17 protein-coding genes, 1 pseudogene and 2 riboswitches are annotated in these 19,215 nt (G+C 56.4%); of the genes and pseudogenes, 7 read left to right on the top strand and 11 right to left on the bottom strand.

The genetic code is table 11. The features are described from left to right. Positions 1–64 precede the first annotated feature (64 nt). Positions 65–268, top strand: a riboswitch (cobalamin riboswitch). A 108-nt stretch (positions 269–376) separates the two neighbouring features. Next, a complete protein-coding gene (locus tag PJL69_RS17335; RefSeq protein ID WP_271310788.1) occupies positions 377–1,600 on the top strand; it encodes an aromatic ring-hydroxylating oxygenase subunit alpha in 1,224 nt (407 codons plus the stop codon). Between the two features lie 4 nt (positions 1,601–1,604). Further along, the gene (locus PJL69_RS17330) at positions 1,605–2,684 is read left to right on the top strand and encodes a hybrid-cluster NAD(P)-dependent oxidoreductase (protein ID WP_271310787.1); all 1,080 of its coding nucleotides are present in this window, start codon (positions 1,605–1,607) and stop codon (positions 2,682–2,684) included. A gap of 84 nt (positions 2,685–2,768) precedes the next feature. Here PJL69_RS17330 and PJL69_RS17325 read toward each other — a convergent pair whose 3' ends face one another. The 8 genes from PJL69_RS17325 to PJL69_RS17290 form a co-directional block, all read right to left on the bottom strand. Further along, positions 2,769–3,758, bottom strand: coding sequence for a P63C domain-containing protein (locus PJL69_RS17325; protein ID WP_271310786.1), 990 nt, complete (start codon positions 3,756–3,758; stop codon positions 2,769–2,771). A 320-nt stretch (positions 3,759–4,078) separates the two neighbouring features. Continuing rightward, positions 4,079–4,465, bottom strand: a complete 387-nt coding sequence (locus PJL69_RS17320; protein ID WP_271310785.1) for a nucleoside triphosphate pyrophosphohydrolase family protein — start codon at positions 4,463–4,465, stop codon at positions 4,079–4,081. Between the two features lie 21 nt (positions 4,466–4,486). Then, on the bottom strand, positions 4,487–5,089 hold the full coding sequence (locus PJL69_RS17315; protein WP_271310784.1) for a TIGR00730 family Rossman fold protein: 603 nt from the start codon (positions 5,087–5,089) through the stop codon (positions 4,487–4,489). 3 nt (positions 5,090–5,092) lie between these two features. Next, positions 5,093–6,064: a class 1b ribonucleoside-diphosphate reductase subunit beta gene (gene nrdF / locus PJL69_RS17310; RefSeq protein WP_209099437.1), complete on the bottom strand. Its 972-nt coding sequence runs from the start codon at positions 6,062–6,064 to the stop codon at positions 5,093–5,095. Positions 6,065–6,076: 12 nt separating this feature from the next. Continuing rightward, a complete protein-coding gene (gene nrdE, locus PJL69_RS17305) occupies positions 6,077–8,200 on the bottom strand; it encodes a class 1b ribonucleoside-diphosphate reductase subunit alpha (protein WP_271310783.1) in 2,124 nt (707 codons plus the stop codon). Continuing rightward, complete coding sequence (gene nrdI, locus PJL69_RS17300; protein WP_271310782.1) at positions 8,182–8,610, bottom strand: class Ib ribonucleoside-diphosphate reductase assembly flavoprotein NrdI; 429 nt, start codon at positions 8,608–8,610, stop codon at positions 8,182–8,184. The genes nrdE and nrdI overlap by 19 nt, the downstream gene beginning before the upstream one ends. Before the next feature lie 5 nt (positions 8,611–8,615). Further along, a complete protein-coding gene (gene nrdH, locus PJL69_RS17295; protein ID WP_209099431.1) occupies positions 8,616–8,837 on the bottom strand; it encodes a glutaredoxin-like protein NrdH in 222 nt (73 codons plus the stop codon). An 86-nt stretch (positions 8,838–8,923) separates the two neighbouring features. Next, a riboswitch (cobalamin riboswitch) is annotated at positions 8,924–9,114 on the bottom strand. Between the two features lie 390 nt (positions 9,115–9,504). Then, positions 9,505–9,936 (bottom strand): Lrp/AsnC family transcriptional regulator, encoded by a 432-nt coding sequence (locus tag PJL69_RS17290; protein ID WP_271310781.1) that lies wholly within the window; start codon positions 9,934–9,936, stop codon positions 9,505–9,507. A 102-nt stretch (positions 9,937–10,038) separates the two neighbouring features. On the opposite strand from PJL69_RS17290, the gene PJL69_RS17285 reads away from it, so the two are divergent. Continuing rightward, the gene (locus tag PJL69_RS17285; protein ID WP_271310780.1) at positions 10,039–11,211 is read left to right on the top strand and encodes a pyridoxal phosphate-dependent aminotransferase; all 1,173 of its coding nucleotides are present in this window, start codon (positions 10,039–10,041) and stop codon (positions 11,209–11,211) included. Positions 11,212–11,245: 34 nt separating this feature from the next. Here the strand turns inward: PJL69_RS17285 and PJL69_RS17280 are convergent, their stop codons facing one another. Next, the gene (locus PJL69_RS17280; protein WP_271310779.1) at positions 11,246–12,376 is read right to left on the bottom strand and encodes a Hint domain-containing protein; all 1,131 of its coding nucleotides are present in this window, start codon (positions 12,374–12,376) and stop codon (positions 11,246–11,248) included. A gap of 15 nt (positions 12,377–12,391) precedes the next feature. Further along, entirely contained in the window at positions 12,392–13,204 is an 813-nt protein-coding gene (locus PJL69_RS17275; RefSeq protein ID WP_271310778.1) for a phosphotransferase, read from the bottom strand. A gap of 132 nt (positions 13,205–13,336) precedes the next feature. On the opposite strand from PJL69_RS17275, the gene PJL69_RS17270 reads away from it, so the two are divergent. The 4 genes and pseudogenes from PJL69_RS17270 (at position 13,337) to PJL69_RS17255 (ending at position 16,579) form a co-directional block, all read left to right on the top strand. Further along, positions 13,337–14,170, top strand: coding sequence for a sulfotransferase (locus tag PJL69_RS17270; RefSeq protein ID WP_271310777.1), 834 nt, complete (start codon positions 13,337–13,339; stop codon positions 14,168–14,170). A gap of 2 nt (positions 14,171–14,172) precedes the next feature. Further along, the gene (locus tag PJL69_RS17265; protein ID WP_271310776.1) at positions 14,173–15,426 is read left to right on the top strand and encodes a class I SAM-dependent methyltransferase; all 1,254 of its coding nucleotides are present in this window, start codon (positions 14,173–14,175) and stop codon (positions 15,424–15,426) included. 143 nt (positions 15,427–15,569) lie between these two features. Next, entirely contained in the window at positions 15,570–16,091 is a 522-nt protein-coding gene (locus PJL69_RS17260; RefSeq protein ID WP_271310775.1) for an aggregation factor core, read from the top strand. Further along, a pseudogene (locus PJL69_RS17255) lies at positions 16,085–16,579 on the top strand (TspO/MBR family protein). Before PJL69_RS17260 ends, PJL69_RS17255 begins: the two are co-directional and overlap by 7 nt. Before the next feature lie 66 nt (positions 16,580–16,645). On the opposite strand, the gene PJL69_RS17250 reads toward PJL69_RS17255, so the two are convergent. Then, complete coding sequence (locus tag PJL69_RS17250) at positions 16,646–19,081, bottom strand: GcvT family protein (RefSeq protein ID WP_271310774.1); 2,436 nt, start codon at positions 19,079–19,081, stop codon at positions 16,646–16,648. Positions 19,082–19,215 lie beyond the last annotated feature (134 nt).

The raw sequence follows: 19,215 nt of genomic DNA, 5'->3' as shown, positions 1-19,215 counted from the left end.
AATGGAAATGTCTGATTTGTTTTCGAAAATGTCGTAAAGCTCTTAGCACGCCGAGATTTGTTCCCATACTCCAGAATTGTGAGGTGCCGCCCTGTCGCACAGAGAGGGTGGAGAATTGGGAAGCCGGTGAAATTCCGGCACTGCCCCCGCAACGGTAAAGAAGGAAAGGTTCGGCAAGCGACCACTGGGATCATCGTCCCGGGAAGGTGCCGACACCGGGTGAAAGCCGCTTCTGAGTCCGGAAACCAGCCTTGCATTATGTCAAACCGCGGGTGGCGGTGGGGGCTGTGTTGCAGGCGTGATCCGGTCACGGTTGCTGGGCTCTCCTTTGTCACTCGCTCAAGCAACGCCGCGGGGTGCGGCAGGAGAGCCAGAAGTGAAGAACATTCAAACCCTATTGGCCCATCGTCAGCCAGGGCGCGCCCTTGAGCAAGCCTTCTACAACGACGCTGACATATTCCAAACAGATCTGGAAACCATCCATTATCGCGAGTGGCTGTTTGCCATTCCCGCCTGTGAGCTGGAGAAATCCGGCAGCTATGTGACCTATAACGTTGGCACCTATCGTGTGATCATTGTGCGCGGCGCAGATGATCAGATCCGCGCATTTCACAACACCTGCCGCCATCGTGGCTCGGTGATTTGCAAGGCGGCCAAAGGCCATGCGCCCAAACTTGTGTGCCCCTACCATCAATGGACCTATGAACTTGATGGCTCTTTGCTGTGGGCACGGGATATGGGCCCGGAGTTTGATCCGAAACAACATGGGCTGAAAACCGTGCACTGCCGGGAGCTTGCCGGTCTGGTTTATATTTGTCTGGCGGAGGAAGCGCCGGATTTTGACACTTTTGCCAACACGGCGCGCCCCTATCTGGAGCCGCATGATCTGGGCAATGCCAAAGTGGCGTTTGAGAGCACGATTGTCGAAAACGGCAATTGGAAGCTGGTGTGGGAAAACAACCGAGAATGTTATCACTGCGGCGGCAACCACCCGTCCCTCTGCCGCACCTTTCCGGATGATCCGGCCATCACCGGGATCGAAGGCGGTGAAACACCGGCAGAGATGCAGGCCCACTTTGATCGCTGCGAGGCGGCTGGGCTGCCCTCCCAATTCTATCTGCACGACGACGGGCAATACCGATTGGCGCGGATGCCCCTGAAAGAAGGCGCAGAAAGCTACACTCTGGATGCCAAATCCGCCGTGCGCCGCTGGCTGGGACGTGCGCCATTTGCGGACGCGGGTGCCTTGCTGAAATTTCACTACCCCACCACATGGAACCACTTCCTTGCGGACCACTCAATTGTGTTCCGTGTGACCCCGGTGAGCCCGACGGAAACCGAAGTCACCACAAAATGGCTGGTCAACAAAGACGCGGTGGAAGGCGTGGACTATGATCTGAAGCGCCTGACCGAAGTCTGGATGGCCACCAATGATGAGGACCGGCAGGTGGTTGAGGACAACCAGCAGGGCATCAACAGCCCCGCCTATGTACCAGGCCCCTACTCACAAACCCAGGAATCCGGCGTGATCCAATTTGTCGAGTGGTATTGCGCGACATTGAGCAAGCGACTGGCCCCAGAAGCCGTAGCAGCGGAGTGATAGGATGAAAGATCTTCAGTCAGCACCCGCAACTTGGAATGACAGCGAGCCGCTGGAATGCGTGACAGTTGTGCCCGAAGTGCCCAACACCGCCAGTTTTTCGTTCCGGGCCCCGTCAGGTGCGCTGTTCGCTTATGAGCCGGGACAGTTTCTGACACTTGAAATCCCCGCACCCGGCCAGCCGGGGGGCGTGGTGCATCGCACCTACACAATTTCTTCGTCCCCGTCGCGCCCCCGTTCGATCACCATCACTGCCAAGGCGCAGGAGGACAGCATCGGCACACGCTGGATGCTGGACAATCTGCGCCCGGGCACGCGGATCAAGGCGATTGGCCCCGCCGGACTGTTCACCAACGCCCAAAGCCGCGCCAAGAAATATCTGTTTATCTCCGCAGGCTCCGGCATCACACCGATGATGTCTATGACCACCTGCATGTGGGATGAAGGGCAAGAGCTTGACGCGGTCTTCATCAACTGCGCCAAACGCCCCTCAGAGATCATCTTCCGCCAACGGCTCGAACAGATGGCCAGCCGCACCCCCGGACTGGATCTGAAGTTTGTCGTCGAAGAGGCAGACCCCTACGCGCCCTGGACCGGCTATCTGGGCCAGTTCAACCAGCTGATGCTGGGCCTGATGGCGCCGGATTATCTGGAGCGGGAGGTCTATTGCTGTGGGCCGGAGCCGTTCATGACCGCGGTGCGCGAAGCGCTCGCCGGACTGGGCTTTGACATGGACAACTACCATCAGGAGAGCTTCGGCGCGCCGGTGGAAACCGAAGCCGAACAGCCCGCGCTGGATGACGTGGTGCCCGATGAGGACAGCAAGGCGGAAATCCATTTCGCCACCTCTGACGTCACCGCGAAAGTTGCCGAAACCGAAACCGTGCTCGCCGCTGCGCGCTCGGTCGGGCTCAACATCCCTTCAGGCTGCACCTTCGGCGTCTGCGGCACCTGCAAGGTCAAAAAGACCGAAGGCGAGGTGCATATGGTCCACAACGGCGGCATTTCGGACGACGACATCGAAGCCGGTTACATCCTCGCCTGCTGCTCCAACCCGATTGGAAAAGTGGCAGTAGAGGTCTGAGCCAGCGCAAAGATACAAAGAAAGGGGCCTATATCTAACTAGCTAGCCGATTTTGGATTGGCGCCAGCACTGGGCGCCAATTTTTTAATCAATAATCTTGTTCATCTCATCAAATAGATATGGAGCAACCGAAACATTTTTCTGCTTTTGAGCGGCAGTTTTGAAATTATCAATGTCAACGCACATTTCCATCAACCCTTGTACCCGGCCAATCTGGTGAATGAGCATATTTCTACCTTCATCACTCAGCCATTGGTGAAAACGTGCGCGCCGTTTTCCGTCATCATCAATATTCAACTTGTCTAGCTCTTGCTTAACGTAGCCGTTTTCAATCGGGTTGTAGACGTACTTGTTGATAAAGCCCCCATAGTACTGAGGGCGCTTACCATGGCTAGTGTCATTCCCGTAGAGTCGATCCAACTCCGCAAAGAAAGCGTCCGGGAAAGTCTTTAACCATTTTTGCAAGCCTTGCGCGATGTACTTTGAGAGAAGAAGCCGTAGCGCATCATGTGATCTATCGACTTGATAGCCGGTTGCCTCATCAACAAGCGCTATGATCCCGACCTTGGCGAATGCTTCCATCAAGATTTCGGCCTGTATCGCCAAATGCTGTTGAGATGGGTGTAATTTGCCATGCCGGCGCGCCGAAAGAATTACACCACAAATCTCCGGAAGTAGCTCCGCCCTGATCCCGTTTGCGGGCGTAGCGCCACTATTTGCTCGATAGGTTACTGGCGTTCTTAACGCCGCCTCTAAGTCTCTGGAAATAAATTCCGAATAATTCTTTGCTGATAAAAATGAAGGAAGGTTGGCGCCGTCCTCATTTTCTTTCATCCGTTTCCAATGGGAACCACCTCTCTTGCTGCCGAAAGCGCGGTGCACCGCCCGCTCAGATAGAACTCGAACACCTCCATCGAGAACAGCGCAATCAAGTTCAATATCAGCGATAGGCAATTGACCGCTGTAAACGGCGTCCAGCACGTCATTGTTGGTAGTCGAGCTATCCACAACGGTACTTACGACGCTATCAAGGTTGCCGGGAAATTTTGAGATTTCGTCTTTATTTTTAGCCATCAATAAGTCCTTTTTTTATGAATCGTTTGTTGACCATGCGCTCGGTTGTAACTTCGAAGAAGTCAGTTTGCCGATCTGTGCCGTGTTATGGTGCAAGGAAAACTCTTTCACATAACGGTGCAAATGCTTGGCACTCATAAGTGATAAATGCTGGTATACCCGCGCTGAAGAACCGGCCGGAAGCTCTCAATACCGTTTGCATGCGCAATATGGCTAACAAACTCGCTAGCAGGATGAATGATAGTAGTGTGATTGTGGCCAACTTTAGCATAGCCAATAGGGCTCCCAACCTCCTCACCTTCCGTCGCATCACACCAACCTCACCCGTCCTTCAAAAACTGCCCCAGATCGGGCGGGCGGAAATCCGGCCCCTTGAGCACCTTGCCATCTGCGCGCAGCACCGGGCGGCCGTCCGCCCCGAGTTTGGACATGTTGGAGGCATGCACCTCCTCCATACCCGCTTGTTTGACCCCATGCAGGCCAAACTCCAGAAAGGTGCCATCCAGCACATACTGAATGTCACACAGCGCATCGAGCACCTCGACCATATCCCCCGCTTCCACAGCTTCGCGCAGCTCCGCCACCTCTTCCTCAAGGATCGCCAGCCGCATCTCTGCGCGGGTTTTGGGAATGCTGGGCGCGTCCACCACGGGCACATCAAAGGCCTCGTGCCATTCGCGTACAATCGAAAGCGTGTCTTTGGCCATTGGAATGCCCTGTCTTGGGTGTCAGTTCGATATGTCAGAGACCGCCTGTGCCGTCTCATAGGTTTTGCGGGCGGGCGGCGTATAGGCCGCAAATCTGTTTAGGATCGCTCCGGGATCAGGCTCCACAATCAGCATCTCGCGATAGCGCGCATTGATGAAGCCCGCCGCGACCATGTCGTCGACCATGCGCAGCATGGAGTCAAAATACCCATTGATGTTTAAAAACCCGATGGGTTTTTCATGCACGGCGATCTGCGCCCAGGTCCATTGCTCAAACGCTTCTTCCAGCGTCCCGGCGCCGCCCGGCAGCACTAGAAAGCCATCCGCCATTTCGCTCATCTTGGCTTTGCGTTCGTGCATCGTGTCCACAACGATCAGATCGCTCAGGCCCCTGTGCGCAATCTCGCGCGCCACAAGATGCTGGGGCATCACGCCAATCGCACGGCCTTGCCCGGCCATCGCCCCGTCGGCGACAGCGCCCATCAGACCGACTTTGCCGCCGCCGTATACCAGCGTCAGATCACGCGCCGCCAGTGCGGCACCGGCCTCTGTTGCACCTTGCAAAAATGCAGGGTCGTTGCCAGAGGCCGATCCGCAAAACACGCAGATTGTATTGAGCGTCACGCCTTAGAAATCCCAGTCTTCGTCTTCGGTCGCGACCGCTTTGCCGATCACATAAGAAGAGCCGGAGCCGGAGAAGAAGTCGTGGTTTTCGCTATCCGGGCTGAGGGCGGCCAGAATGGCGGGGTTCACCTCAGACACTTCCGGCGGGAACAGCGCTTCAAAGCCGAGGTTCTGCAGGGCTTTGTTGGCGTTGTAATGCAGGAAGACTTTCACATCCTCAGTGAGGCCCAGCTCGTCATAAAGCTCTTCGGTGTATTGGTTCTCAATCCCGTAGAGCTCAAACATCAGGCCAAAGGCATAGTCTTTCAGCTCCTGCTGGCCCGCCTCATCCAGCTGCTCATATCCGCGCTGGAATTTGTAACCGATGTAGTAGCCATGCACCGCTTCATCACGAATGATCAGACGGATCAGATCAGCGGTGTTGGTGAGCTTGGCGCGGCTCGACCAGTACATCGGCAGATAGAAGCCGGAATAGAACAGGAAGCTTTCCAGAAACACCGACGCAATCTTGCGCTTCAGCGGGTCATTGCCCGGCGCATAAGTATCAAGGATCGCTTTGGCCTTGGCTTGCAGATGCGGATTTTCTTCGGACCAGCGGAACGCCTCGTCAATCTCTTTGGTTGAGCAAAGCGTTGAAAAGATGGAAGAATAGCTGCGCGCATGCACCGCTTCCATAAAGGCGATATTGGTCAGCACCGCCTCTTCATGCGGGGTGATCGCATCGGGCATCAGCGCGGGCGCACCCACGGAATTCTGAATGGTGTCAAGCAGCGTCAGCCCGGTGAACACACGAATGGTGAGCTGTTTTTCATGGTCGGTCAACGTGCCCCAGCTGGGGATGTCGTTGGAGAGCGGCACCTTTTCCGGCAGCCAGAAGTTGACGGTCAGACGGTTCCAGACCTCAAGGTCTTTGTCATCGTCCAGACGGTTCCAGTTGATGGCACGTGGGATGCGGGTTTCGATCATGTCTTTCATGTCAGGCTTCCCTTACAGCGAGCAGGATACGCAGCCCTGCACCTCGGTGCCCTCAAGGGCTTCCTGGCGCAGACGCACGTAATAGATTGTTTTGATGCCTTTTTTCCAGGCGTAGATCTGGGCGCGGTTGATGTCGCGCGTGGTGGCTTCGGCCGGGAAGAACAGGGTCAGAGACAGGCCCTGATCCACGTGTTCGGTGGCCGCCGCGTAGGTATCAATCAGCGCCTCGGGACCGATTTCATAGGCGTCGCGGTAATACTCGAGGTTCTCGTTGTTCATGAAGGCGGCCGGATAGTAGACGCGGCCGATTTTGCCCTCTTTGCGGATCTCGATTTTGGAGACAATCGGGTGGATCGAGGAGGTCGAATTGTTGATATAGGAGATCGAGCCGGTGGGTGGCACCGCCTGAAGGTTGCGGTTGAATAGCCCGTGTTTCATCACGTCTGCTTTCAATGCCGCCCAATCCTCACGGGTTGGCAGATCAACGCCTTCAAAGACCGCTTTCACCTTGTCGCTTTCGGGCAGCCAGTCCTGCTCGGTGTATTTGTCAAAGAACACACCGGAGGCGTAGTCGGAGTTTTCAAACCCTTTGAAGGAGGCTTTGCGCTCCTGCGCGAGATCGCAGGAGGTGCGGATCGCGTGATAGGCCACAGCCGCGAAGTAGACGGAGGTGAATTCCACGCCTTCTGCGCTGCCATAGTGGATGTGCTCGCGCGCGAGGAAGCCATGCAGGTTCATCTGACCCAGGCCAATGGCGTGGCTGTCATCATTGCCTTTGCGCACCGAAGGCACGGAGTCGATGGCTGACATTTCCGACACAGCGGTCAGCGCGCGGATCGCGGCGCCCACGGTGCGGCCCAGATCTTTGCCGTCCATGGTTTTCGCGATGTTGAGCGAGCCAAGGTTACAGGAAATATCGCTGCCCATTTTGGCATAGCCGAGGTCTTCGTTGAACTCGGACGCCTCATTGACCTGCAGGATTTCCGAGCAGAGGTTGGACATATTGATCCGGCCCTCTATCGGGTTCATCCGGTTCACCGTGTCCTCAAACATCACGTAAGGATAGCCGCTCTCAAACTGGATTTCGGCGATGGTTTGGAAGAACTCGCGCGCGTTCACTTTGGATTTGCGAATGCGCTTGTCCTCGACCATCTCATTATATTTCTCGGACACCGAGATTTCAGAGAACGGCACGCCATAGACCTTCTCCACATCATGCGGGGAGAAGAGGTACATATCCGCGTTTTTCTTGGCGAGCTCAAAGGTGATATCGGGGATCACCACACCAAGAGAGAGGGTTTTGATGCGGATTTTCTCGTCGGCGTTTTCGCGCTTGGTGTCGAGGAAACGCATGATGTCGGGGTGGTGCGCGTTCAGGTAGACCGCGCCTGCGCCCTGACGTGCGCCAAGCTGGTTGGCGTAGGAGAAGCTGTCTTCCAGAAGCTTCATAACCGGGATCACGCCGGAGGATTGGTTTTCGATGCCTTTGATGGGCGCGCCATGTTCACGGATGTTGGTCAGCAAAAGCGCCACACCGCCGCCACGCTTGGAGAGCTGCAGCGCGGAGTTGATGCCGCGGCCGATGCTTTCCATGTTGTCTTCCAGACGCAGCAGGAAGCAGGAAATCAGCTCACCGCGAGAAGCTTTGCCCGCGTTCAGGAAGGTTGGGGTGGCCGGCTGGAAACGGCCCTCCAGAATCTCTTCCATAAACGCCATTGCTTCGTCCTCGTCCCCACGCGCGAGCGCGAGAGAGGTCATCACCACACGGTCTTCATAGCGCTCAAGATAGCGCTGCCCGTCGCGGGTTTTCAGCGTGTAGGAGGTGTAATATTTGAAGGCGCCGAGGAACGTTGGGAACCGGAACTTCTTGGCGTAAGCCGCATCCCAGATCGCACGCATGAAGTTCTTGGAATACTGATCGAGAACCGCTTCTTCGTAGTAGCCTTCCTTCACCAGATAGCCGAGCTTTTCATCCAGCGAGTGAAAGAAAACAGTGTTCTGGTTCACATGCTGCAGGAAATACTGACGCGCCGCCATGCGATCCGCATCAAAGCGGATTTTACCGTCCCCATCATAGAGGTTCAGCATGGCATTCAATGCGTGATAGTCCTGCTCGTTCACTGTGCTGTCGAGCATAGCGGTCTCCCAATCTTTTCCAGCCCCGCACGAACGCGGGAGATATCGGTTTCAGTGCCCGCAAGCTCAAAGGTGTAGAGCAGCGGAACGTTGCATTTTTCTGCGATCACGTGACCCGACAGAGCATAGGTGGCTCCGAAATTGCGATTTCCCGTGCCGATCACCCCCACAAGATGTGCGCGTTTGGCGGCGTCGTTGAGAAATCGGATCACCTGTTTTGGTACAGCCCCCCGGCCCTGCCCATCCGCATAGGTCGGGCAGATCAGAACGAAATCTTCTTGTGGGTCAGGGAGCGGCGCGTCGGGATCTTCGGAAATGCGCGCGGCTTCAATACCAAGCCGCGTCACAAACCGATGGGTGTTTCCCGATTTTGAAGAAAAGTAGACAAGCGCCGGAAATTGGCGGCTCACCTCCCTTAAGCCAGCTGAGCGATCATGTCTGGGCGGAAACCAGACCAGTGATCCGCCCCGGCAACAACCACGGGTGCCTGACGATAGCCAAGCTCGGTCACGCGGGTCAGAGCGCCGTCATCTTCGGTCAGATCAACCACATCATATGTGATGCCTTTGGCATCCAGGGCACGGGTGGTTGCGGTGCATTGCACGCAAGCGGGTTTTGAATAAACGATGATGCTCATCTGTCCTCTTTCTTCTTTAAAAACTCGAGGACGCAAGGCAGCAGCCACTACCTATAAACACGCCCCCGAACCCTCCGTTCGTGGTCATTCACTCAGCGCTTGCGGCAGGTCTCCTGACTCGCAGATTAACGCTTGGGTGGCCTTCCCAAAATTATATTTTCAGTGGCGTATTCACCCTTGCACTCTACTTACAGTTGCGGGGGCAGCGCCGGATTTTCACCAACTTCCCTCTTAGCTTCCGATATGAATCGAAAGAACCGAAGCAACACCATATTGGGTCGCAAAGCTGTGATCTGTCAATATGTAGAGTAACGAAGAGTTAGCAAAAGTGTGGATCGCTGCGAAAAAACTGGGGATATCTTTGGGGGCAACTTTGTCGGCGCAGAATTTAAGGGCTGACTGCCACCGTTCCGCGTGCGTGCCACAGAAACCCACGCGGTTTGCATGTGAATAGGGCTTCTGAATCGCGTGCATTGCTAGGCTTTCTCTCGCCAAACGGCAAGTCACTTCCGACAGAAAGACCCGCAAAAATTTATGACCTGCGCGCACGCGCCACAGCAATACGCGCTTGTGAAATCCTGTGATTTTTGACTGGTCCAATCGCACTGAGTCGCCGATAGAGGCAAAACCGTACACATACTATATATAGTATGCCGCCAAATCTGGCTCAGAACTCCCGATGCAGGGCCATATGCGTCTGCGTGTGCTTCACACCGTCAATATTGAAGACCCGCTCCACCACCTCTCGCAGCTCCTCTTTGTCACCGGGCCGAACGACTAACGCAAAGTCATGATCCCCGATGATCCAGGTGCAACTTTGGATTTGTGGGATTTTCTTCGCGGCGTTCAGAAACCCATCAAAATCGCTGCGCACTTTGAGCGCCACAAAAATGATCGCACCAAATGAGGCGTCACTGGCGCTGGCTGGCTCTGTGATACCGTAGCCAAGAATCCGCCCTTCCCGCTCCAGTCGGGCGATCCGCGCGGTCACAGCAGTGCGTGAGCGGCCGACCTCATGGGCAAGCTCTGATACAGAGATCCGCGCATTGCGCCGCAGCGCGTTGAGGATCAGGCTGTCCACATCATCGAGGTCGGGCATTTCAGGGTCGCTAGAGAAATTGACTATACAATAGTCATATTGACTACCTCTTTGGTGAATTTGCAAGGCGACGATACACACAGAATGCGGCAGATTGCGCCCATGACACAGGGAACCATAGAACAGAGCCTTTCGGCCCGCGTCCGCGCGCTGGAGGCCTCCAAAATCCGCGAAGTGGCTGAGGCCGGAATGAAACTTGGGGGCGTGGTGCCTCTGTGGTTTGGCGAAGGTGCCTGGCCCACAAACCCGCACATTGTGGATGCGGCCGTTACGGCGTTGCGCTCTGGCAATCACATGTATCAGCCCAACAACGGTGCGCTGGCGCTGCGCGAAGAGATTTGCCGCTATAGCAATGCACTGTTTGGGGCAGATTTGCGCAAAGAACAGATCACAGTGACGCCATCGGGGATGCAGGGTCTGATGCTGGCTGCACAGATCTTGACTTCTCCAGGGGATCGCGTGGTGGCAATTGACCCCAGCTGGCCCAACATCATTGGCGCGTTTCGAGCAATGGGCGCAGAGATCGCCGCGCTGCCCCTGACTGTTGAGGCGGGCAAATGGGCGCTGGATATGGATGCGTTGCTTGCCATGCTCACGCCCCAGACGCGGGTGTTTGTCATCAACTCCCCAAACAACCCAACCGGCTGGGCGATGGGGGCGGCGGATCAGAAGATCGTGCTGGAGCATTGCCGCAAACACGGCATTTGGGTGGTGGCCGATGATGTGTACTCCCGCCTTTATCGCCACGGCAAAACTGCGCCGTCCTTCCTGAGCATCGCCACACCGGAAGACCGGCTGATTTCCATCAATTCCTTTTCCAAATGCTGGTCAATGACCGGATGGCGGCTTGGATGGATGGTGGCCCCTGCCGAGATGGAAGCGAAACTCGGGCAATTGACGGAATTCAACACCTCCTGCACCGCAGGGTTTGTGCAAGACGCTGGGATCGTCGCGCTGCGCGACGGGGAAGACGAGGTCGTCAGCCTGACGCAGAAAATCCAGACTGGCTACCAAATTGCCGCCGAACGGCTGAGCAGCTTTGATCGCGTCACATTTGTTGAACCTGACGGCGCTTTCTATCTGTTTTTCAAAGTGGCGGGCATGTATGACAGCTTGCAGGCTGCGCATGACATCATGCAGAAAACCAAAGTCGGGCTGGCACCGGGGGTGGCGTTTGGGCCGCAGGGCGAAGGCTATCTGCGCCTGTGTTATGCCCAGCCTGAGGACGTGCTGACAGAGGCCTTTTATCGTCTCGCACCGGCCTTATCTGGCTGAGCATTCGGCAAGAGATCTGTGCGTTTAAGGGCGCCTAAACCGTTGGGCGCCCCTCTTTGGCTTTCAGCGCAAGCTCTGCTTCAAAGAAACGCAACACCGGGAAATGGGATTTGGTCTCAAGCTCTTCCAGAATGTCTATATCTGGGAAGATTTTTAGCAATTCCGCGCGCAGATCTTCGGAGAGTGACAGGAGACCCGCCTGATCGGGAAAGAAGGTTTCAACCTCTGCCCCATCGGCATAGACCACCTCATGCGCGCCACACATAAAGTGGAAATACTCCACGTCCTCCGCCTCATAATCAATCGCAATTGTGCCGTTGTTGATAAAGGCTTTGGCGGGGGCGAGCGCTTGTTCATGGCCAAACAAAAGCGCACATTCAGCGGTGTCCAGCACCACGCGATGCTGTTGTGACAACAGCAAGTCCTTGCTTGGCACGCCTTTGCCCAAAGAGCCTGCGGTAAACCGCACGGGCCGCAAAGCCGAGTCGTGGGACAGCTCAGAGACACCGACCTTGCGGCTGGCCAGCCATTGGATCGGCTGAAGCCCATTGTCACGTGTTCGCACCAGATCTCCGGGTTTGAGCTGTTCTACCGGGACGCTTTTGCCATCCCCAATGTCGATCATTGTGCCACGCGCGAAACACACCCACGACACGCGGATGGTCATGGCACAATCGGTGCTAAACTGCGCGACGCGCGGATCGCCTTCGTTGTTGATGTAGATGATCCAGTAAGTGGTGTCGTCATCTGCCGTTGTGTCGAAATCCCCCGGCGTACCAGGCGTGGTATCGCCATCGAAAAGCGATGCCAGCGGCAGATAGTTCCCGATTTCACCAATGGCGATGGCATTGGTCAGGTGAATGATATCTTCGTCGCCACAACTGCTTGCCGTAATTTCTGGTGATGTCTCAAATTCCGCAAGGTCCAAATACACAATCGACGTGTCATCATTTCCCTTTCCAAACGAGACTTTGAAAGAGTCATCTTTGCCTGGATCCCAATCATCGCCATCCAGATAGATTTTTTCGGTGATCCCATCATTGGCAGGCGGTTCTGCCTTCAACAGGTCTTTGAGCTCAAGCGGATTGCCTTTGGCATCATATTCACCGTCGATGTAGATCGTGCCGTCGTCATCAACAGTTCCATTGTAAATCTGATACACCATTCAGGTTACAAGCTCCTAATTCAGTGCCTTGTCGACAGGCGTAATTGTACAAACACGAGACAGTATATTCAGAGTGTCGGCCAAAAAATTGGACTGAAAAGCCGGCCGGTGGCTCTTGTAGATGTCAGCCACCAAAACGCTCAAATCGGCTTTGGACAGCTTTGAAAATCGCGCCATTTGATCAATCAGCACGACCAGGTCGTATTCAAATGGACGGAACCCAGCATATTCAAAATCAATCGGCACCGCGCCTTCTGCGGTGAACTTGAAATTTTGCAGGGACATGTCGCCTTTGGTGATCACAAGACGGTCGATCGGATGTGCCTTGAGTGTTGCTTTCTGAGCATCTGACAACGCCGAGGCATCAAACAGGGCCTCACGTTGGCAAAAAATCAGCGCATCCTCGCAAACTGGCACGGATTGCGCTGCCTCATGAAAGGCCGCCGTCCAGCGCAAAATTTGCTCCAACGCGGCACGCTCCTGACGGTTTTCAAGAAAGTGCAGCACCCCATGGCCCTGTATTTCATCGGTGACGAGGAGCTGATCCGGATCGGAGACATAGCGCAACTTTGGCATCGCGATTGGCCAGCTTTGGCCCAGAAGCCGACGCTCCCTGCGGTATCTTTTAACAGCGGATTCATACCCCGCACTGCGATCGGTGAAGAGCTTCGCAAAGTAGCCTCCCCGATCCCCCAACAGCGCATATGTGAAATTGCACGCGCTGTAGGACCAGGGAATAACCTTGAGCGAAGCCTCTCCAAGCGTCTCTGTAATGGCATGAGAAAGCTTACGAAAAACAGGTGTCTGTGGCTGTGAAACGCTGGACATAAACAAAAGAACTCAATTAACACTGGTGGTAGTGGTAGCACAGTTAGATTTGAGTTTGTATTTTTATCAGCGGAGCGACTGGTATGCGTCGCATTAAGGCATCACAGCCCGTGGGCCGAGGGGCATCTGCCCGTGGCTGAACAGCGGTTTCATTTCATTGCGGGCCTGCCGCGGTCTGGCTCCACTTTGCTTGCCGCTTTGCTCCATCAGAACCCCAATTTTCATGCGCCCGGCACAAGCCCGGCCAGCAGCTTTCTGGAAGCGGTTCATACGCAGATCAACACCACCAGCGAGGCAAGCGCGCTCCTTGATGGCGATCAGCGTCAGGCGCTGCTCAAAGGTGTGCTGTCCTCGGTACATTGCGCCGCGCCGGACTCCGGCATGGTGTTTGACAGCAGCCGCAGATGGCTGTCCAAGGTCGATCTGCTGGTAGCCCTGTTCCCGCTGTGCCAGTTTATCCTGTGTGTGCGTGACCCGGTGGAGGTGCTGCAGTCGCTGGAGCGGCTCTATCAGCAGGATCCGGTGCAGCACAGCAAGCTTTTCAAAGCGGGCACCACAGCACAGGAACGGGTGGACCGGCTGCTTGCCCCCGAAGGTTTGGTGGGCCGCCCCCTTGCCTTGGTGCGCGACGCTCTGCTCGGGCGGCACAGTTCGCGCATGATTGTGCTTGATCATGCAGTGCTGCAAGCCGCGCCGCATTATGCGCTTACGCGGCTTTATGACCTGCTGCGCGCGCAACCGTTTGACCATGACTTTGACAATCTGGACGCGGATCAGCCCGCACTTGATCACTTCCTCAACACCCCCGGCCTGCATCGGGTCACGGGCGCCGTGCGTGTTGACCGTAAGCCACCTGCATTGGCAGACAGCATCACAAACCCACTGGCCGGGCGTGATTTTTGGAACCATCCGCTGCAGACGGAGGCAAGCTTGATCCTGTCAGCGCCAAAAGCGCAGACGCCTTAGCCATGGCAGCGCCCGACCTTTCAGAGGCCCCATATCCGCAGGTGTTTTCGCAACACATGGATCCGCGCAAAATCGCAGCCGCCTGCCTTGTGGAAGGGCGTGCCGTCGCCGACCCTTCAGCCCCGTTTCGCTATGTCGATTTTGGGTGCGGTGTTGGGTTCACATTATTGCTGCTGGCGCAGGCCTTTCCGTGGGCCAGCTTTATCGGCATTGATTATAACGCAGCACATATTCAGCGCGCGCAGCGCGATGCGGAAACGCTCAGATTGACCAATCTGTCGTTTCGGCATGCGTCTTTCGCCGATCTGACGCCCACAGATCTTGGCAGCATTGATTTTGCCGTTGCCAATGGCATTCACAGCTGGGTGGATGATGCAACGCGCGCCGATTTGTGGCAAGCTGTCCAGGCGGCCTTGGCTCCTGACGGCGTTTTCCAGCTGGGCTTCAACACGGCTGCAGGCTGGGCGCAGCTGGCGCCCTATCAGGCGCTGATTGCTGATGCGATTGAACTGGGACTGCCGGCAGAGCAGGCCATCCAGAGCATTCTGGTGCAGTTCTCAAGACACACCGCGCAGGACCAGCCAAGGCTTTCACAGCGCCTTGCCGCACTTTTTCAGCACGACCCTGACTACCTGTTGCACGAATTTGCCACAAACAGTTGGCGACCCACCTCTGTCAGCGCTCTCAGCGCAGAGGCCGCAACTTATGGGTTGACCTATGTCGCGCCGTATTATTCCCCCCAGACTGCACAACCAGAGGACGGGCGCCTGTTGCCCATTGACGACCGGCAGTTCTGGGAGGACTATTACAACACGCGCGCGCAGCGCGGTTACAGATGGGCCCTTTTTCAAAGGGCTGCACAGACGGAAAGCAGTACCAAGCCGCTGGATCCCGGAGCGTTGCAGATCCGCAGGATGCTGGGCGGACACATATCAGATCCCTCATCCCTCAAGGGCTGGCTGCAACGCGGTGCCGCACATCAACATTCAGAAGCTGCACGATTGATCGACAGCAAGCGCAGCCTGTTTTTACACACCGCACGCCAACCCGAGGCAACCTGCGCCGATGCGGTGCATGTGCAGCTGGACTATCTCGCTCAAGCGGCCCCCGCGAGGCCGGTGCTGGTGCTGCCCCAAACCGGCCTATTGCTGCCCTGCCCTGTCGCGCTGCAACAGCAGATCAAACGCATGCTGAGAACAGACACGGCAATGACAGATGCCGCGATCATCACGGTGTTTAACCAATCCAGCCCATAAGCCTGTGGTGGCGTGCCGCACGGCCCAACGCATCACACGCGCGCCTTGTGGATCGCAAGACGCCACACCAAGGTCGGAGGTGGCGTTTGATCCATCCGGCCGCCCGCCCCGTAGTGTCATCAAGAGATTTGAAAGGACATTTGATGAGCAGCTCTGCACAGTGGATCGCCGCGATATTTGGAGCCTTATTGCTCTCTACAGAAGCGAAGGCTGATATCCACGTCACATTCATCGAGGGGGCGCCGAAAGATCGGTTTGAGATACAGAATGTGGGCGCCTGCACGATGCGCGAAGGAATTGTTACTGTTGATCTCGAAAACTCTAACGGCGCGCTGGTGTTTGACGTTGCAGACGGAGGCGCGGGTTTGGAGGTTTTTCAGCCTTTCCAAATCGTTCAGGGCCAAGACGCCTTGACATCCTTGCCCATGGTCGCTGACGGGCAGACCTCTGTTGCGCTTGAAATTTCGGCGCTTGCCCCAGGGCAGCGCGTTGTGTTCACGATTGATGTCGACGACACCGTCGGGACACGCTCCATCACTGTGACGGATGCAGAAATCGCTGGGGCCACCGTGTCTTTGGCACAGGGTGGGATTCAGAGCGGGATTGATAAAACCGCAGCCTTTTCCGCCAACGCCGTTGCCGCGCTTCCGGTCACCACATGCTGAATGATCACGCTGCTGGCACCGCGCCGCCAGACCTTGCCCGCAACTGGCCGATGCGCGTTTTGCTTTTTATGCTGGTGATGGGCGGCGGGCTCTCCATTGGCATTTTGACCGCGCCCGGCGCGTGGTACAGCGCGCTTGTTAAGCCTGACTTCAATCCCCCGAACTGGGTGTTTGGCCCTGTATGGACAGCGCTCTATGCAGTGATTTCCCTGGTTGGATGGCGCCAATTTGAAGCGCGCCATGCGGGGGGACAGTGGTCTCTCTGGCGGCTCCAGCTGGGGTAGAATTTTGCCTGGTCTCCCGTGTTTTTCGGACTGCACACCCCCTGGCTTGCGGTTGTGGTGATCATAGCCCTGTGGGTCATTATCGCGTTATTCATCACGCGCAGCTGGCGGCGTGATCGGTTGTCTGCTTGGGCGTTTGTACCGTATCTGGCCTGGGTCAGTTTTGCGACTCTGCTCACGGTGTCGATTGCAATCTTGAACTGACCTTCAGGACGGCGGCATCCACACTGCCTGCTCCGCAACGTTTCGCTGGGTTGCATTGTGGTGCGTTCAGGACCGCATTCGGGTATGCGCGTGATCATAGGGACAGGGCGCAATCACTTCTGCGGCGACTTGCGCGCCGCACATATCGAGCGAAAGCACGGTGCCGATTGTCGCAAAGTCTGGCTGCACAAAGGCATAGGCCAGGTTCATGTTGACGCGGTGCCCCCAGCCCCCTGATGTCACCGTGCCGACAACCCGTCCCGCCTGCATCAGAGAGGCCCCTCCATGCGCTGGTGCATGGGTCGGAGAAACTTTCAGAGTAACAAGCGTTTTGTCCAGACCTTTGGCCTGTCGCGCCAGCAGGGCGTCTTTGCCCACAAAAGCCGCTTTGTCTGTCTTGACGAACCGCGCCAGTCCGGTTTCGAAAGGATCAAATTCGGTCAGAATGTCTGCCTTCCAGTGCAAGAACCCTTTTTCCAACCGCATCTGATCGACCGCACGGGCGCCAAAGAGCTTTAGGTCAAAGGCTTTCCCAGCTTCACGCAGAGCCAAATAGGCCGCATAGAGCGACGCGTTGGGCACGTGAATCTCATAGGCCAGCTCACCAGAAAAGGAGACCCGCATGACTGTGGCCGGTGCAAACCCGATGAAGCATTCGCGCACAGATAGCCACGGGAAAGCTGCGTTGGACCAGTCGCCCCGTGCGCAAGCCGCCAAGACGTCACGGGCACGGGGGCCTGCCAGCACCAGAATGGTCTGATCGTTGGTGAGTGAACGCAGCTGTACATCCTCATCCGCGCGCAGATGTTGCTTCAGCCAGTCCATGTCATGAAATTCACTGGCAGCGGCAGAGCCGTACCACACACGGGCGGGCCCGCGGTCCGATGCGGGCAGATTGGCGAGCGTGGCCTCGCCCTTCAGCATGCCGTGATGGTTCAGCAGATACCCCAGCCCAACGCGTCCCGGCTGTCTGGGCACCGCCCCACAGAGCATCCGATCCAGAAACACATGTCGATCATCGCCGGTGATTTCAATCCGGTTGAACCCGTTGACTTCACAGAGCCCGACATTGGTTTGAACATTGTGGACTTCGGCCGCAACGCATTCAAACGTTTCATCAAAATCAAAGCTGAGCGAGGGGTGGAAATCTGGAGACGGCTTGAGGTAATCCATACGTTCCCAGCCGTTTACCACCGTAAATTCGGCCCCTTCCGCCGCAAGGATGGGCGTGAGGGGCGTGGTTTTGGCGGGCCGTCCGGCGGGGCGGTGTTCATGTGGGAAATGAAACCGAAATTCGTTTTGGTAGTCTTCGATGGCCTTCAACGCGGTCAGCTCCACATTGGCATGGCCGGTAAAGCGACGTGGATCAATGCACCACGTGTCATAACAGGCCTCCCCATGCACGATCTGCTGGGCCAGCAACCAGCCATGCCCTCCGCCCTCGCCCAGCCCCGCACGCAGCCCGATGATGCAAAAGGCATTGCGCTTACCCGGGATCGGCCCCACCAATGGCGCACCATCGATGGTGTACGTGATCGGGCCGTTGACAACAGACCGGATCCCCGTGCGTTCCAATGCGGGCATCCGCTCAAACGCCCCGGCGAGGACATCCATCACCCGGTCCAGATCATCCGGGCAGAGCGCATTGACAAAATTCGGATCAATGCCATCCATGCCCCAAGTTTTGCAGGCCTGTTCATAAAACCCGACCAGCAGACCGCCCTTTTCCTGACGGCTGTAGTAATCGCTGATCGGGCAGCGCAGCAGGGGCATTCTATGGCCCGCCGCGGCGATCTCTGGAATGTCTTCGGTCAGGAAATACTGATGCTCCATCGAGGCGACGGGGTGATGCACCCCCATCATCGCGCCCACCTCATTCACCCGGTAGCCACAGGCGTTGACCACGATATCACAGTCGATATCGCCCTTTTCCGTGTGCACCGTCCAGGTGTCATCTTTGTGTTGCGTGAGCGCTGTCACCGGGGTGTTGCGATAGACTTCGGCCCCGGCCTTGCGCGCATGATATGCGAGCGCCTGACAAAGCTGTGCAGGGTCAATATCCCCATCCAGCGGATCCCAAAGGCCCCCCAATAGATTGGTGGTCGAGATCAGCGGATGCCGCCGCGCGCATTCGTCGGCGTCGATCACCTCAAAATCCACGTCCATGCCCCGCGCCATGGAGGCAAAATGGCGATATCCCTGCATTTGCGCTTCGGTGTTGGCAAGACGGATCCCCCCGTCGCCATGATGATAATTGATGGGATACTCGGGGTTTTCGGAGAGCTTTTTATAAAGCGCGATGGAATGACTTTTCAGGCCAACCATGGTCTGGTTCATGCCAAAATTGGTCACCTGAGCCGCTGAGTGCCACGTTGTGCCGCTGGTCAGTTCATTGCGCTCAACCAAGACGACATCGCTCCAGCCTTCTTGCGTCAGATGATACAATGTCGAACATCCGGCAATACCACCACCGATCACCACAACCTTTGTGCGCGTTTTCATGATTGTGCCCTCCCAAACTCATTACTCAGATGAAGATGGATTGGGGCGATGCGCACAAGCCCTTGGCGCGTTGATCCAAAAATATCGAAATTATTTTTTGATAACTTCAAACTAAATCCCCCTTGCGCCGCCTG

This window comes from Shimia sp. MMG029 (assembly GCF_027947445.1).
Taxonomy (GTDB): Bacteria; Pseudomonadota; Alphaproteobacteria; order Rhodobacterales; family Rhodobacteraceae; genus Shimia.
This window is presented reverse-complemented; position numbering and strand designations above follow the sequence as displayed.

Coding starts and splice junctions, on each gene's coding strand:
- PJL69_RS17320 (WP_271310785.1), bottom strand. CDS start 4,465: ATGGCCAAAGACACGCTTTCGATTGTACGCGAATGGCACGAGGCCTTT.
- PJL69_RS17285 (WP_271310780.1), top strand. CDS start 10,039: ATGACACAGGGAACCATAGAACAGAGCCTTTCGGCCCGCGTCCGCGCG.
- nrdH (WP_209099431.1), bottom strand. CDS start 8,837: ATGAGCATCATCGTTTATTCAAAACCCGCTTGCGTGCAATGCACCGCA.
- PJL69_RS17275 (WP_271310778.1), bottom strand. CDS start 13,204: ATGTCCAGCGTTTCACAGCCACAGACACCTGTTTTTCGTAAGCTTTCT.
- nrdF (WP_209099437.1), bottom strand. CDS start 6,064: ATGAAAGACATGATCGAAACCCGCATCCCACGTGCCATCAACTGGAAC.
- PJL69_RS17265 (WP_271310776.1), top strand. CDS start 14,173: ATGGCAGCGCCCGACCTTTCAGAGGCCCCATATCCGCAGGTGTTTTCG.
- PJL69_RS17290 (WP_271310781.1), bottom strand. CDS start 9,936: ATGCCCGACCTCGATGATGTGGACAGCCTGATCCTCAACGCGCTGCGG.
- PJL69_RS17260 (WP_271310775.1), top strand. CDS start 15,570: ATGAGCAGCTCTGCACAGTGGATCGCCGCGATATTTGGAGCCTTATTG.
- PJL69_RS17250 (WP_271310774.1), bottom strand. CDS start 19,081: ATGAAAACGCGCACAAAGGTTGTGGTGATCGGTGGTGGTATTGCCGGA.
- PJL69_RS17280 (WP_271310779.1), bottom strand. CDS start 12,376: ATGGTGTATCAGATTTACAATGGAACTGTTGATGACGACGGCACGATC.
- PJL69_RS17330 (WP_271310787.1), top strand. CDS start 1,605: ATGAAAGATCTTCAGTCAGCACCCGCAACTTGGAATGACAGCGAGCCG.
- nrdE (WP_271310783.1), bottom strand. CDS start 8,200: ATGCTCGACAGCACAGTGAACGAGCAGGACTATCACGCATTGAATGCC.
- PJL69_RS17325 (WP_271310786.1), bottom strand. CDS start 3,758: ATGGCTAAAAATAAAGACGAAATCTCAAAATTTCCCGGCAACCTTGAT.